11 protein-coding genes are annotated in these 14,968 nt (G+C 72.0%); 6 read left to right on the top strand and 5 right to left on the bottom strand.

From position 1 onward, the window contains the following. The first annotated feature begins 20 nt into the window (after positions 1-20). From OG782_RS32465 to OG782_RS32455, 3 genes are all read left to right on the top strand, one after another. Positions 21-1,295 (top strand): VWA domain-containing protein, encoded by a 1,275-nt coding sequence (locus tag OG782_RS32465; RefSeq protein ID WP_406457129.1) that lies wholly within the window; start codon positions 21-23, stop codon positions 1,293-1,295. Continuing rightward, positions 1,295-2,119, top strand: a complete 825-nt coding sequence (locus tag OG782_RS32460; RefSeq protein WP_406457127.1) for a hypothetical protein — start codon at positions 1,295-1,297, stop codon at positions 2,117-2,119. Before OG782_RS32465 ends, OG782_RS32460 begins: the two co-directional genes overlap by 1 nt. A 179-nt stretch (positions 2,120-2,298) precedes the next feature. Further along, positions 2,299-3,849, top strand: coding sequence for an aspartate:alanine exchanger family transporter (locus tag OG782_RS32455; protein WP_406457125.1), 1,551 nt, complete (start codon positions 2,299-2,301; stop codon positions 3,847-3,849). Here OG782_RS32455 and OG782_RS32450 read toward each other — a convergent pair. The 3 genes from OG782_RS32450 to OG782_RS32440 form a co-directional block, all read right to left on the bottom strand. After that, entirely contained in the window at positions 3,828-4,568 is a 741-nt protein-coding gene (locus tag OG782_RS32450; RefSeq protein WP_406457123.1) for a GNAT family N-acetyltransferase, read from the bottom strand. The two genes, OG782_RS32455 and OG782_RS32450, sit on opposite strands and share 22 nt — an antisense overlap. Before the next feature lie 97 nt (positions 4,569-4,665). Next, positions 4,666-5,853 carry a GDSL-type esterase/lipase family protein gene (locus OG782_RS32445; protein ID WP_406457121.1) on the bottom strand — a complete coding sequence of 396 codons (1,188 nt, stop codon included), beginning with the start codon at positions 5,851-5,853 and terminating at the stop codon, positions 4,666-4,668. 78 nt (positions 5,854-5,931) lie between these two features. Next, positions 5,932-6,501: a TetR/AcrR family transcriptional regulator gene (locus OG782_RS32440; protein WP_406457119.1), complete on the bottom strand. Its 570-nt coding sequence runs from the start codon at positions 6,499-6,501 to the stop codon at positions 5,932-5,934. Between the two features lie 224 nt (positions 6,502-6,725). Here OG782_RS32440 and OG782_RS32435 point away from each other — a divergent pair, with 224 nt between their 5' ends. The 3 genes from OG782_RS32435 (at position 6,726) to OG782_RS32425 (ending at position 9,272) form a co-directional block, all read left to right on the top strand. Next, positions 6,726-8,093, top strand: a complete 1,368-nt coding sequence (locus OG782_RS32435) for a cytochrome P450 (protein ID WP_406457117.1) — start codon at positions 6,726-6,728, stop codon at positions 8,091-8,093. 117 nt (positions 8,094-8,210) lie between these two features. Next, positions 8,211-8,453, top strand: a complete 243-nt coding sequence (locus OG782_RS32430) for a hypothetical protein (RefSeq protein WP_406457115.1) — start codon at positions 8,211-8,213, stop codon at positions 8,451-8,453. Positions 8,454-8,732: 279 nt separating this feature from the next. Then, positions 8,733-9,272 carry a DUF4232 domain-containing protein gene (locus tag OG782_RS32425; protein WP_406457113.1) on the top strand — a complete coding sequence of 180 codons (540 nt, stop codon included), beginning with the start codon at positions 8,733-8,735 and terminating at the stop codon, positions 9,270-9,272. 69 nt (positions 9,273-9,341) lie between these two features. Here OG782_RS32425 and yicI read toward each other — a convergent pair whose 3' ends face one another. Both yicI and OG782_RS32415 read right to left on the bottom strand, forming a co-directional pair. Continuing rightward, positions 9,342-11,621 carry an alpha-xylosidase gene (gene yicI / locus OG782_RS32420; RefSeq protein ID WP_406457111.1) on the bottom strand — a complete coding sequence of 760 codons (2,280 nt, stop codon included), beginning with the start codon at positions 11,619-11,621 and terminating at the stop codon, positions 9,342-9,344. A gap of 70 nt (positions 11,622-11,691) precedes the next feature. Next, a complete protein-coding gene (locus OG782_RS32415) occupies positions 11,692-14,568 on the bottom strand; it encodes a glycoside hydrolase family 3 C-terminal domain-containing protein (RefSeq protein WP_406457109.1) in 2,877 nt (958 codons plus the stop codon). Positions 14,569-14,968: the final 400 nt, after the last annotated feature.

Below are 14,968 nucleotides of genomic sequence, written 5' to 3'. Positions count from 1 at the left end.
ATGTTCACTACTATCCGGCGATGATCATAAGAAGAAGGCTGACGGTCGGGGTGGGCATCCTGCTCGCCACCCTGACCGCCGGGCTCGGCTCGGCGCTCCCCGCCTCGGCCGATGAAACCCCCACCAAAGCCTCCCCCAAGGTCGAGCTGGTGCTCGACGTCAGTGGCTCCATGCGGACCCGTGACATCGACGGCCAGTCCCGTATGACCGCGGCCAAGCAGGCGTTCAACGAGGTCCTGGACGCGGTGCCCGAGCAGGTGCAGCTGGGCATCCGCACCCTCGGCGCCGACTACCCGGGCGACGACCGGAAGGTGGGCTGCAAGGACACCAAGCAGCTCTACCCGGTCGGCCCGCTGGACCGTACCGAGGCCAAGACCGCGGTCGCCACGCTCGCCCCCACCGGCTGGACCCCGATCGGGCCGGCCCTGCTGGGCGCCGCAGACGATCTGGAGGGCGGCGACTCCACCCGCCGGATCGTGCTGATCAGCGACGGCGAGGACACCTGCGGCCCGCTCGACCCGTGCGAGGTCGCCCGTGACATCGCGGCGCGCGGCATCCACCTGGTCATCGACACCCTCGGCCTGGTGCCGAACGCGAAGATCCGCCAGCAGCTGACCTGTATCGCGGAAGCCACCGGCGGCACCTACACGGCTGTCCAGCACACAGATGAACTCTCCGGCCGCGTCAAGCAGTTGGTGGACCGGGCGGCCGAGCCCGTCGTCACCCCGGTCGCGACCGAGGGTGCGGGCAGCTGCACCGGTGCCCCGAAGCTGGAGCCCGGTCTCTACACCGACCGCGAGAAGATCGCCGAGCACCGCTGGTACCGGGTCGACGTGCTGCCCGGCCAGGAACTGCGCGCCTCGGTGAGCGTGTTCGCCGACCGCGCCGTCAACAACGACTACGGCATGCTGCTGCGTGCGGTGACGCTGAGCGGCCGGGAGATCGTCAGAGGTTCGGAGTCCGGTACCGGACGCACCGACGCGATCTCGTCCGGGCTGCGCTACCCGAAGGCCGAAGAGGACACGGACGGCGATGTCAAGCCGGCCGCCGAGACCGTCTGCCTCCAGGTCAGCAACTCCTTCTCGGCCGCCGCCTCGGTGAAGAGCGCCACGGGTATGCCGCTCGAACTGACCGTCGATCTCGTGGACGCCCCCGACACGTCGGCCGACGCCGCGGCGTTCGGCCTCGGCCACGGCTGGTGGCTGCTGGGCGTGCTCGTCCTCACCGGACTGATCGCGGGCCTGCTGACCGGCTGGATCTCGCGCTGGCGCGTCGCTGTCTGGAGGACCAACTGATGTCCCGTACAAGACGCGTACTCGCGGGTGCGCTGCTGACCGGTCTCGCCCTGCTGAGCGGGGCCGAGGCCGCCGTCGCGGACGACCCGTCGCCGAGCCCGAGCGCCTCCGGCGACGGGTCCGGCCCCACCGAGGCGGGCACCACCTTCCGCACCGCCACGGCGATCCAGCAGGACCAGACCGCCACCGCCGGAGCCGCCACCGGCGACTACCTGTACTGGGTCTTCCCGGCCGACGCCGGCCAGCGGGCCACGGTCAGGGCGAAGGTCACCCTGCCGGAGAGCGCCACCCGGCACGGTGCCTCGACCTGGCAGGTCGACGTGTACGACGGGCTGCGCCGCCGTCAGGCCTGCATGTACGGCAAGCAGACCGGCAAGGCCACGGCCGACGCCGCCTCGGTCGAGCTCACCTGTGTGCTGCGGACCGTCCGGGCCCTGTCCGAGCCGTGGGCCAACGACCCGCTGCCCGGCAGCTACTACGTCCGCCTCACGGTCGTCGACCTGCCCTCGGCGGACCTCGGCCTGCCGGTGCAGACCGAGGTCGAGGTCACGGCGGCCGGCCAGGGCGGTTCGGCGGACGTCGACGGCAGCCTGTCCAAGCCGTTGGTTCCCGGTGTGTCCTCGGCCGAACAGGCCGCCGACGGAGCGTCGGCCGCCCCGGTCGCGCTCGGCAGCGAGCCCGAGGACGGCTGGGCGTCGGGCTGGTGGACCGACCGCTGGCTGTGGACCGTCGGCGGCGGAGTGCTGGCAGCGTTCGCGGCCGTCTTCGGCTACTCCCTGACGCGCGGCCACGGCCGCCCGTCCCGGGTCCCGCCGGGCGTCTGACGGCGGGCCACCGTCGGGCGGGCTCGTCCCCGCCCGCCCGGCGGTGCACCGACGCACGGTCAGATGTTCCCGAGTGGCAGCCTCCCGCCGGCTCGAAGATCATGGCCCGGTCAGGCAAAGCCCGCTCTTCGCCACGGGAGGCCCGCACCGTGTGGCAGTTCTTCGCGGACAATCCCTGGGTGGCGGTGTTCTCCGTGATCACCGTGGGCGCCCTGCTCGGGATGGTCAGATTCGGCCCGGTCAGACTCGGCGCCGCCGGTGTCCTCTTCGTCGGCCTGCTGGTCGGCGCGCTCGACAAGGACATCGCGCCCGCCGTCCCCACCGGGGTCTCGGCACTGGGTCTGGCCCTGTACGTGTACACGGTCGGCCTGGAGTCCGGGCCCGCCTTCTTCCGTGAACTGCGCAGCCAGCTGCCCGTGATGGCGGGCGCCGTGGTCGCGCTCGCGCTCACCGCGGTCGTGGTCGGCTACGTGGGACACCGCGGGTTCGGAATCAGCGGACCGTTCCTGGCCGGCGGGTACGCGGGGATCGGCACGACCACGCCGGGGCTGGCCGCCGCCCAGGAGGCCTCGACGGATCCGTCCCAGCCCGCCGTCGGGTACGCGATCGGCTATCCGCTCGCGGTGGTCATCACCATCATGTTCGTCTCCGCGATCGCGGCCCGCCGCAGCTGGGTGGCGCGCCGCGACCCCGACCCCGGGCTGCCGCCGGTGCTCGTCACCCGTACGGTCCAGGTGGATCGCGGGACGGACTGGGCGGGCGTGCCGGGCGTCGCGGACCACCGGGTGCTGGCCAGCGAGTACCGCCCGTCGGGCGGCGACGTACGGGTGGCGCACGGGCTGGAGCGGCTGGACCCCGGTGACCTGGTCGTGCTGGTCGGCGGCGAGGACGACGTGCGCGCCGCGACCGAGCACCTGGGCTCACCCGCCCCGGTGCATCTGCTGGACAACCGCAGGACGGTCGACTACCGCCGTGTCCTGCTCACAAATCCGGAGCTCGCCGGCCACACGATCGCCGAGCTCGGTCTGCGCGAGCGTTACGGGGCCGCCGTCAGCCGGGTCCGCCGCGGAGACCTCGACATGCTCGCCCATGACGACCTGGTGCTCCAGCTGGACGACCGGGTACGCGTGGTGATGCCGCGCGAACGGATCACCGAGGTCTCCACGTACCTCGGCGACACGGAGGCGAAGGTCAGCGAGGTGAGCGCGGTCAGCCTGGGGCTCGGCCTGACCCTCGGTTTCCTCATCGCCATCCCCTCGCTCACCGTCGGCTCCACCACCCTGGCGCTCGGCACGGGCGCCGGGCCGCTGGTGATGGGCATGATCCTGGGCTGGCGCCGGCGCACCGGTCCGCTGGTGTGGACCCTGCCGACCCGGGCCAACCTCACGCTGCGCCAGATCGGTCTGCTGCTCTTCCTCGCGGTCGTCGGCCTCACCTCGGGCTACTCCTTCCGCCAGAACGCGTTCTCCGTGTTCGGTCTGAAGCTGGTGGCCGTCCTGGTGATCGGCGCGGTGGTCAGTTACACGCTGATGGTGATCGTCGCCAAGCTGCTCGGGCAGAGCAGGGAACGGACGATGGGGCTGCTTTCGGGCTACGTGGGCAATCCCGCGATCACCGCGTACGCCAACAGCCGGGTCAGCGACAGCCGCGTCAACAACGGGTACTCGACGCTCTTCGCCCTTGCCATTCTCGTGAAGATCGTCTGCATTCAGCTGATCGTCGGGCTCTGAGTCCCGCGGACGCTCAACTGGGTGCCCAGCTCCCGGAAGCCCAAAGCCCTGGCCACGCCGCGCGACGCCGCCGGCCTCGCCCGCCACTGCGGCAGGCATCCGGCTGCCAGGGCGTGCGCGGTCGCGGCGGAGGCCACCTGCCGGGCCAGCCCCCTGCCCCGCACATGAGGTGCCGTCAGAACGCACAGGTGGGCGGTGTCCCCCGGCCAGTCCCGGTATCCCGCCGCCGCGACCACCGCGGCTCCGTCCCGTACGACGAACGCAGGCGAGGTGATCTCGTCGAGGCCGCACTCCCCCGCGTCCTCCTCGCTCACCGAAGCGAGCAGCCGCAGGAGATCTCCATGGCCCGCGGGCAGGCGGTCGGCCTCGGCGCCTCCCGGTCGCGACGGGTGGAAGTCGTCGGCGGACAGATAGGCGAGGGTGGCGGGCCCGAGCACCTCGGCGACCGGCCACGCCCGGGCCATCGCACCGGGGTCGGTGAGCGACGGGGCCGGGACACCGGCCAGGGCACGGCGAATTGCGCCCGCCACGCCGTCCGTGGGCGCGGTGACGACCGCCGCGTCCCCGAGCAGCACGATGCCCACCCAGCCCGGCGGGCACAGCGCCGATGCGGGAGCCGTGACCACGGCCGGACCGCCGGCCGCGGCGAACGACACGGGCACACCGGCCAGCGACTCCCACAGGAGGCGGGCCCGTGCCATGAGGGGGTCGGTGTCCATGGCCGGATCCTCCCATCGGGCGGGGGCGGTCCGCTCCGGATACTCCGGCCCGCCCGCGCGCCGGCTGCCGCGCCACCGGGAACGGCCGGCCGTCGGTTCAGGCGGTGCGACCCGCGGCGAACGGGCCGTCGGCGGTGAACGCAAGGGTGGCGAAGCGCTCGCCGATGCGGTGGTGGGTGGCGGCATCCGGGTGGAGCCCGTCCGGCAGGGGGAGTTCGGCGAAGTCCTGCTCTCCGTAGAGGCTGCGGCCGTCGAGGTGGTGGAGGTTGGGGTCGCCGGCCGAGCGCTGCGTCACGAGTCGGCTCAGTTCGTCCCGGATGACGTTGAGGGTCAGCTTCCCGGCGGCCCGTTCCGCCGGGTCGCCCGCGGCCCGGAACCGGAGCCGTCCCTCGCCCATGCTGCTGAAGTCCGGGGCGCTCGGGCCGGGGGTGTCCTCGTGGATGGGGCACAGGATGGGCGACACGACCAGGAGCGGCGTGGTGGGGTGCCCCTCGCGGATGGTGTCGAGGAAGCCGTGCACCGCCGGGGTGAAGGCGCGCAGCCGCATCAGGTCGGTGTTGACGAGGTTGATGCCGATCTTGACGCTGATCAGGTCCGCGGGGGTGTCGCGCAGCGCGCGGGCCGTGAACGGGTCGAGCAGGGCGCTGCCGCCCAGGCCCAGGTTGATGAGTTCCACGCCGCCGAGGGAGGCGGCCAGTGCCGGCCAGGTGGTCGTGGGGCTCGCGGCGTCGGAGCCGTGGCTGATCGAACTGCCGTGGTGCAGCCACACCTTGCGGCCCCGGTCCGGTGCGGGCTCGACGGGGGCGTCGGTGCGCAGGGCGACGAGCTCGGTGGTCTCGTTGTACGGCAGCCAGATCTCGATGTCCTTGACGCCCTCGGGCAGTCCGGGGAACCGGACGGTGCCGACGGGGCCGGGCCGGGTCTCCGCGGACCCGGTGGTCATGTCCACCATGAGGACGTTCCCGCCGGTGACGCCCGCCGCTCCGGCGAGGCGGCCGTCGACGAGCAGGTCGTACACGCCGTCCGGCCGGGGCGGTGCGCCCAGGTAGGCCGTCCTGGTGCGCAGGGCGTCCAGTTCGACAACGGTGGCACGGGTGCGGAACACCAGCCGTACGCCCGAGGGCTGGGCCTCCGCCATCGCCAGTTGGCCGTCGGAGTACTGAGCGCGGGCCCATGCGGGCAGCCGGTGCGGGCGCAATCCGTGTGCGGTGCTTTCGAGGTCGAGGGCACCGCGCAGGAGGTCAGCGGTGATCGGGGTGGTGATCAGGTCGGGCTCGTTGCGCATGTCTCTGCCTGTTGCTCGGTACGTCTGAGGTCTTCGGTCTCACCGGGGCGGCAGCCGCCGGCCGGTAGGCAAATGCGGTCAGGGTGCGGGCCAGTTCCGCAGCAGCGCGTCCATGGCGTCCAGGACCCGCGTCCAGGATTCCTGCGAGTCGGGCGCACTGTGGCTGAATCCGCCCTGTATCTCCAGGCTGACGTAGCCGTGGAAGACGCTGCCCAGAAGCCGGACCGCATGTGTCTGGTCCGGTTCCGTCAGGTCGTAGCCCCGCAGGATCGCCCGGGTCATCTGGGCGTGCCTGCCGCCCGCACTGGCGGCGGCCGCCTCCGGGTCGAGCCTGAACTGGGCTGCGGCGTAACGCCCCGGGTGCTCCCTGGCGTAGTCGCGGTAGACGTCCGCGAAAGCGCACAGGGCGTCCTTGCCGGCTCGCCCCGCGAGTGCGGCCGCACCCCTGTCGGCAAGCTCCTCCAGGGCCAGCAGGGCGATTCCGGTCTTGAGTTCGTGGGAGTTCTTCAGGTGCGAGTACAGGCTCGCGACCTTGACGTCGAACCGCCGGGCGAGCTCCGAAACGGTCACCTGGTCGAAGCCGACCTCGTCGGCCAGCTCCGCCCCGGCCCGGGTCAGCCGCTTCGGGGTCAGTCCCGCACGCACCATTGCCTTCTCCTTGTTCGACAACACCCATCATGCATTTGCCTAAAGCATTTAGGCAAATACTGAACACCCCAAGCGGCAGTGCGGGCCGTGGCCGGATCCGTACGACGCGTCACCGGGCCACCCCGCCACCCATGACATGTCCCGGCTACTCTCGACAACTCACCTACTCCACAAGGCCGGTGGCGAGTCAACGGCCGGCCGGACCGTCAGAGCGGAGACCTTCCATGTCCACGGAGACCGGCCCGGCCCTCGATGCCGAGCCGCGCAGCCACCGGATCGTGCCGGGCCCGAAGGGCCTGCCGTTCCTCGGGAACATGCCGCAGTTCGGCAAGAACCCCCTCGCGTTCTTCGAGCGGCTGCGCGGCCACGGGGACATGGTCCAGTGGCGTTTCGGCCCCAACTCCTGCATGTTCATCGCCGATCCGGAGTGCATAGGCGAACTGCTCACCGAGACGGAACGCAGCTTCGACCAGCCGGCCCTCGGCATCGCGTTCCGCACCGTGATGGGCAACGGCGTCGTGGTGGCGCGCGGGACCGACTGGCGGCGCAAGCGTTCGCTCGTGCAGCCGTCCGTGCGGCCCAAGCAGGTGCGGTCGTACGCGGCGACGATGGCGGGCAGCACGGTGGAGCTCGCGGACACCTGGTCGGGCGGCGAACGCATCGACATCAAGCGGGAGATGGCGGCCCTGACGCAGAAGATCGCCGTCCGCACGATCTTCGGCGTCGACACCCCCGCCGACGCCGAGGCGATGGGCCGGGCCATGGATGTGGCGCAGGCGGAGATCGGCAAGGAGTTCGCGGGCATCGGCGCGCTGCTGCCGGACTGGGTCCCGACCCCGGGGCGGGCCAGGATCAAGAAGGCGGCCGCGGTCATCGACGCCGAGGTCGGACGGGTCGTCGCCCGGCACCGCGACGGCGGGGACGAACGCCCGGACCTGCTCAGCCGGCTGCTCACCGCCGTCGACGAGACGGGCGCGCACCTCACCGACCAGGAGATCCGCGACGAGACGGTCACCCTGTACATCGGCGGCCACGAGACGACGAGTTCGACGCTGGTGTGGGCCTGGTACCTCCTGTCCGGCAACCCCGGAGCACGGGCCGCACTGGCCGAGGAGCTGGACCGGGTGCTCGGCGACCGCGAGCCGGGGTTCGACGACTACGCGCACCTCACGTACGCCCAGGCGGTGATCAAGGAGACGCTGCGGCTCTACCCGACCATCTGGCTGATCACCGGGGTCGCGAAGGACGGGGCGCGAATCGGTGGCGTACCCGTACCGGAGGGCACCAGGGTGTGGACCAGCCAGTGGGCCACGCACCGCGACGAGCGGTGGTTCCCCGAGCCGGAGGAGTTCCGGCCCGAGCGCTGGGACGCGGACGCGGGCGACGAGATCCCGGAGTACGCCTGGTTCCCGTTCGGCGGCGGACCCCGGGTCTGCCTGGGGACCCGGTTCGCCATGGTCGAGGCGGTGCTGATCCTGGCGGTGCTCGCGCGCCGGTTCGATCTGGAGGTCGATCCGGGCACCGTCAATCCCGTGCCGACTCTGACGTTGCAGCCGGACCGCGAGGTGATGGCCACGGTCCGGGCGCGGTAACGGGCGCGGGAGCCGTGGGGGCGGCGCGCCAAGGTACGGGTGAATGGGGGCGATTCCGCGGCCCGGTCGCTTTGCTGACCGAGCAGCACCCCACCCCCCTAGCCAAGGACAGCAACCATGCGCATGCGCACTGCTCTCGCACTCCCCGCGCTCGCCGTCGTCGCGATCATCGGCCTGGCCGGCACGGCCGCGGCGGACGGCGACGCCGGTAACGGCAACGGTGACGGCACGACCGCGACCCAGACCATCAGCGGCAACTCGATCTCGGACTCCGCGTTCCTGGGGCACGCGTTCCACGTGGGTAACACCGGCATCCAGCAGACTCCGGTCACGGTCACGTTCGCCTCGATCGGCGGCTGACGGAAGCCCGGGCCCGCAGGCCGCCCAGGAGGCACACGGGCGACTGCGGGCCTGCGGCGCGGCTCGACACGGCATCTCGCCGCGCCGGGCCGCGCCGGATTCCGCCGCACCGCATCGCATCGCACGACAGATGCCGAACCGATATGTCGGATCTATCGCCATGAATCGCACATAAAGCACAGAATGTCCGTGTCGGCCGTACCGGCCACCGGGACCACGTGGGCCACCGGGGGTGTTCCGGCCACGACCGCAGGCTGTCGATCCAAGGGGAGAAACATCATGCGTCTGTGCTCCGCTCTCACCGCCGCGCTCACCGCGACGGCCGCCCTGGCCCTGACGGCCACCGGGGCCTCGGCCACCACCGGCACGGCCGCCACCACCGCGGCGTCGAAGCGCCCCGCCCACTGCCAGGAGAAGGCCCTCAGGATCTCCGCCTCGCCCGGCGGACAGCGCGATGCGGCCCGGATCACCGTCACCAACCGGGGCGGCCGCGCGTGCGTCGTGGACCGCATCCCGACGATCACGTTCCGGGGCCTCGACGGCTCGGCCGAGCCCGTACCGCCGGCGACCAGCGGCTCCTATGTGCTCTCACCCGGTGAGCGCGGGTACGCGGCCGTCCGTACGGCGGCACGGGGTACTACCCGGGGGCATGTCGTCCGCAGCCTGTCCGTGGCGGCGGACCCCGCGCACTACGGGGTCACCTTCGGCGCGGCGGCCGTGGGCATGGACCGCGGGATCCGGGTGTGGGAGCCGGTGACCACGCTGTGGCACACGTCCCGGGGCGCGGCGGACCGGGCCCTGGCCCGCGCGACGCACTGACCCCGCCGAGGGCGGAGGGCGGGGTGCCGGAGCCGTGAGGAACGGCTCCGGCACCCCGCCCCGGGCTCCTCAGGCGCCGTCCGCCGTGACCGTGCCCGTCCCCTCCCCCGTGGCTCCTGTCGCCTCCGCGACCACGCGGTACGGGCGGTCCGTGCCCTCGGACGTGACGGTGAGGGTGTCCCCGTCCCGGGTCACCCGGAAGGCGGCGGCGGTCGCGCCCGTCAGGTCCGGGACCGTGACCGTCGTGACGGCGCCTTCCGCAGCTCCCGCGAAGGCCCGCAGGGTGAGTCCTTCCAGCCACTCGCCGTCGGGGCGCCGGTCGTCCGCGCCCCAGGGAAGCACCGCGCCGGGGCGCACCAGGACCGGCAGGCTGTCGAAGCCGTGGGTCTCGTGGCGCCAGAGAGGCCCGGTGACGGTCTCGCCGGTCAGCAGGACGGTCCAGGTGCCCTCGGGGACGTAGTACTCGACCTGCCCGTCCTGCGTGAAGACCGGCGCGACCAGCAGGTCCGGTCCCAGCATGTACTGGCGGTCCAGCATCCGGGTCGTCGGATCGTCCGGGAACTCCAGCAGCATGGGACGCATCATCGGGATGCCCGTGCGGTGGGCGGTGGCGGCCGCCCCGTACAGGTACGGCATCAGCCGGTGCTTGAGCAGGGTGAACTTCCGGGCGACGTCCACCGCCTCCTCGCCGAACGCCCACGGCACCCGGTAGGACACGTTGCCGTGCAGCCGGCTGTGCGAGGACAGCAGGCCGAAGGCGAGCCAGCGCTTGAAGACGGCCGGGTCGGGGGTGCCCTCGAAGCCGCCGATGTCATGGCTCCAGAAGCCGAACCCGGACAGCGAGAGGGAGAGCCCGCCGCGCAGCGACTCCGCCATCGCGGTGAACGAGGCGAAGCAGTCGCCGCCCCAGTGCACCGGGAACTGCTGGCCGCCGGCCGTCGCCGAGCGGGCGAAGAGCACCGCCTCGCCGTGGCCGCGCTCCTTCTCCAGGAGCTCGAAGACCGTGCGGTTGTAGATCTGCGCGTAGTAGTTGTGCATCCGCTCCGGGTCGGAGCCGTCGTGCCAGACGACGTCGGTGGGGATGCGCTCGCCGAAGTCCGTCTTGAAGCAGTCGACCCCCTGGTCGAGCAGGACCCGGAGCTTGCTGTTGTACCACTCGCGCGCCGCGGGGCTGGTGAAGTCGACCAGGGCCATGCCGGGCTGCCACAGGTCCCACTGCCAGATGTCGCCGTCGGCCCGGCGCACCAGGTGGCCGAGCTCGGCACCTTCCGCGAACAGGGCGGACTTCTGGGCGATGTACGGGTTGATCCACATGCTGATCCGCAGCCCGCGTTCCTTGAGCCGGGCCAGCATGCCCTCCGGGTCGGGGAAGACCTCCGGGTCCCACAGGAAGTCCGACCACTGGTACTCGCGCATCCAGAAGCAGTCGAAGTGGAAGACGGACAGCGGGATGCCGCGCTCCGCCATGCCGTCGACGAACGAGGTGACGGTCTCCTCGTCGTAGGAGGTGCAGAAGGACGTGGTGAGCCAGAGCCCGAAGGACCAGGCCGGCGGCAGCGCGGGGCGGCCGGTCAGCGCGGTGTAGCGGGCCAGCACCTCCTTGGGCGTCGGCCCGGCGACGATGTAGTACTCCAGCGACTGGTCCTCGACGCTGAACTGCACCTGGCCGACCGACTCCGAGCCGACCTCGAAGGAGACCTTGCCGGGGTGGTTGACGAAGACGCCGTAGCCGCGCGAGGAGAGGTAGAACGGGATGTTCTTGTAGGCCAGTTCACTGCTGGTGCCGCCGTCCGCCTGCCAGATGTCGACGTTCTGGCCGTTCTTGACGAACGGGGTGAAGCGCTCGCCGAGTCCGTAGACGTTCTCCCCGATGTCCAGGGCGAGCTGGGCGACCATGTGGTGGGCGCCGTCGGGGGTGGTGGCGAAGGCGGTGCCCTTGGCGTCGACGCCGGTGAGGCGGCGGCCGTCCGCGTCGAGGAAGGTCAGTCCCCAGGGGCCGTCGCCGTCCATGCGCAACGTCAGCGGTCCGCTGGTCAGTTCGGTGACCGGGCCGTCCTGCACGGTGCGGGCGCCGGCGGCTGCCGGGTCGAGTCCGGGGAGGCTGAAGTCGGGCCCGCGGTGGACCCTTCCGGCGTGGTGCGTGGCGCGCACACCGATGACGCCCTCGGCCGGGGAGAAACAGTCGACCGTGATGAGCGGGGTGTTGAGGGTGTCGCCGCGTCCGGCGACGTGCTTGACCGCCGCGTATGCGGTGAACCGGTCGGCGCCGACCCGCAGGTCACGGATCTCGGTCGCGTAGGAGGCTTCTACGCCCTCGCGCATGAGCCAGAAGCCGTCGGTGAACTTCATGCGGACTCCTTGCCGGGGGCAACCGGAGGGGGAGGGACAGGGACAGAGGTGCGCGGGACGGTCGTCCGGTTCATTCGCCGGCCCCCGTGAAGGCGGCCCCGGTGAAGGCGACCCGGGCCAGGCGTACCGTGCCGCGCAGGGTGATGCGCAGGTCGCCGGTGCCGGAGGCGCTCAGTCCGGCCCGCACGGTGCGGTAGTCGTACGGTCCGCCGGTGGCGGGGACCGGCACCGTGACCGTGGTGCCGTCGACGGTGATCAGCACGTCCCCCTCCCCCGCGGCGGACACCTCGACCTCCTGCACACCGGCTCCGAAGTCGCAGTCCCGGTAGAGGAGTTCGTTGCGCCCGGCGACGGCGGTGACCGCGTCGCCGTCCGTCCTCGCCCGGTCGACGATCTCGGTGGCCAGCTGCTCGTCGTAGTCGGCGGCCTCCAGACCACGGGCCAGGACGGGTCGCGGTCCGGAGGGTTCGCCGTCCACGGTGACGACGGCGGTGAGCCGGATGTCCGCGCTGGAGGCCCCGGCCTGGATCTCGTACGCGCCGGGTTCGACGGTCCAGCGGCCGTGGGCCACATCCCAGTGACCGAGTTCGGAGAGGGCGACGGTGAAGCCGACGCGCTCCGCGGCGCCGGGCGCCAGGTGCAGCCGGCGGTGGCCGGCGAGCTGGCGCAGCGGCCGGACGACGGACGGCGCCACCGCCCGTACGTACAGCTGGGCGACCTCGTCGGCGGCGGCGCAGCCGGTGTTGGTGACGGTCAGCGACACGTGCAGCAGGTCGCCCTCGCGCTCGGCGGTCAGCGCGCTGTAGGTGAAGTCGCTGTACGAGAGGCCGTGGCCGAACGGGTAGAGCGGGTTGCCCTCGTAGTAGAGGTAGGTCTGGCGGGAGCCGATGATGTCGTAGTCCAGCAGGCCGGGCAGCTCCGCGTCGCTGGTGTACCAGGTCTGCGGCAGCCGGCCGGCCGGGGAGACGTCGCCGGCCAGGACGCGGGCGAGGGCGGTTCCGGCGGCCTGTCCGCCGTGTGCGGTCCACAGCAGTGCGGGGAGCGTGGCCGCCGCGTCGGTGAGGGCGTACGGGTAGGCGGAGGTGACCGCCAGCACGGTGCGCGGGTTGGCGGCGTGGGCGGCGCGCCAGAGGCGTTCCTGCTGGGCGGGCAGGTCGAGGGTGGTGCGGTCCTCGGTCTCGCGGCCGTTGATGTGGGCGTCGTTGCCGGCCACCACGATCACGGTGTCGGCCGCCGCGGCGGCGCGGGCCACGGCGTCCTCGCCGCGCTCGGTCAGCTCGATCTCGAAGACCGCGGCGGGCAGCGAGGATTCCTCGCCCGCGGCGGCAACCTTTACGCCGTCGGCGGCAACAGAGACATACCCACCCGTTCCCACATGCAGAAGGCGGTGCCCGCCGTCGTGTCCTTCCACCGCCTCCCACCGGAACGTCTCCTGGACGATCCAGCCGCCCGGCTCGTCCGCGGAGGCGCGTACATAGCCGTCCTCGGCGACCGAGAGGTAGCGGCCGGCCGGTTCCCGCAGGGTGATGACGCCGTTGCCCCAGTCCACGAGCGCCAGCTCCGACGGAGCACTGCCGCAGGTCAGCGGGGGCAGGTCGGTGCGGCCGGCGAGCAGCGCCGGGTCGAGGGCGCCTTCCGCGCCGCGCACCGGTTCCCGGCTCTCGTCCGCCGCGGGGATCTGCAGCCAGCCGTCCGCGCACTTCAGCCGGACCAGGTCGGCGCCCTCCGCGAAGACGATGTGCTCCGCGCCGAAGCGTGCGCGGAGCCCGTCGAGCGGGGTGGAGCGGTGGATGAGCGTGCCGCTGTACCAGTCGAGTTTGCAGGCGTCCGCGAGCAGTCCGACGACGGCGACGGTCTTGCCCGCGCCCGGGTCGAGCGGCAGCAGCCCGTCGTTCTTGAGCAGGACGACGGCCTGCTCGGCGGCTTCGAGGGCGAGGGCCCGGTGGCCCTCGGTGTCGAAGTCGGCGGTGTCCGCGTACGGGTCGAGTCCGGGGTCGAACTCGCCCAGCGAGAAGCGCAGTCCGAGCAGGCGCCGGACGGCTGTGTCGATGTCGTGCTCGTCGAGCAGGCCGCGTTCCAGGGCGCCTCGGATGCGGCCGGTCATGACGGTGGGGTCCTGGCCGTGGTCGGTGAAGCTGTCGACGCCGGCCCGCAGGGCGGCGGCCGTCGCCTCCTCGTGGGTGTCGAAGTAGTGCTCGGAGTCGACGAGGTTGGACGGCGCCCCGGCGTCGGAGCAGACCACCAGGGACCGGTCGGTCCAGGCGCGCAGTTGCTGGGACAGCAGCGGGGAGACGTGGTTGGGGCGCCCGTTGACCAAGTTGTACGCGGGCATGACACCGGCCACGGCGCCCGCCCGCACGGCGTCGCGGAAGGCCTTGAGGTCGTACTCGTGCAGGACCCGGGGGCGGACCGAGGAGGAGGCGGTGTCGCGGTCGGTCTCGTTGTTGTGGGCGAGCCAGTGCTTGAGGACGGGGGCGGTCCGCCAGTAGAGCGGGTGGTCGCCGCGCAGTCCCCGGGTGTAAGCGACCGCGATGGCGGAGGTCAGGCCGGCGTCCTCGGAGTACCCCTCCTCGCCACGCCCCCACAGCGGGTTGCGCAGCAGATTCACGGTCGGGGCCCAGACGTTGAGCCCGACCCGGTCGTCCTCGGCCCGCTTGGCGCGCACCTCGTTGCCGACGGCCTCGCCGACGCGTCGCACCAGTTCACCGTTCCAGGTGGCGCCCAGCGCGACGGCCTGCGGGAAGACGGTCGCCGGGCCCATCCAGGCGACGCCGTGCAGGGCCTCCTGCCCGGTGCGGAAGGCGCCGATACCGAGCCGGTCGACCGCCGGTGCGAACTGGTGCAGCATCGCGATGCGCTCGTCGAGGGTGAGCCGCTGAAGCAGATCGTCGATGCGCTTGGCGAAGGGCAGCTGCGGGTCGCGGAAGGGCTGCGGTTGTTCCGTCACGTGCGGGTCCCCTTGGAGAGGTGGGAGGTATTCCGGTGCCAGTGCCTCGTACGAGCCCCCGAGGGGCATCAGAAGATCCTTCGAAGCGCTTCGATGCTCTGCGTCCGACCCCGTGCGTGTCAAGGCCCCACCCTTGACCTCCGGGCGTGGCACGCTCCCCGCACCTCAGGAAACGGTTCGGAAACAGGTCGGAGGAATCTGGAAACGGACTCTTGTGCGGCCGGAGCCCTTCACTTAACCTCGCTGCAACATCGAAGCGCTTCGACAGAGCTTCGACGGGGCGCCCGGCGCCCTTGAGTTTCCGGGACGGCGACAAGCTCTGCCGCCTCCCTGTTGAACCGCTTCACCTGCGGCCGGTCTCACCGGCTCAGCCAGTAACGCTCCACCTCAGACACAGGAA

Origin of the sequence: Streptomyces sp. NBC_00876, assembly GCF_045207435.1 — a bacterium.
In the GTDB taxonomy this organism is placed as follows: domain Bacteria; phylum Actinomycetota; class Actinomycetes; order Streptomycetales; family Streptomycetaceae; genus Streptomyces.
The sequence above is the reverse complement of the archived record's forward strand: the minus strand, read 5'-3'. Positions and strand labels throughout refer to the sequence as shown.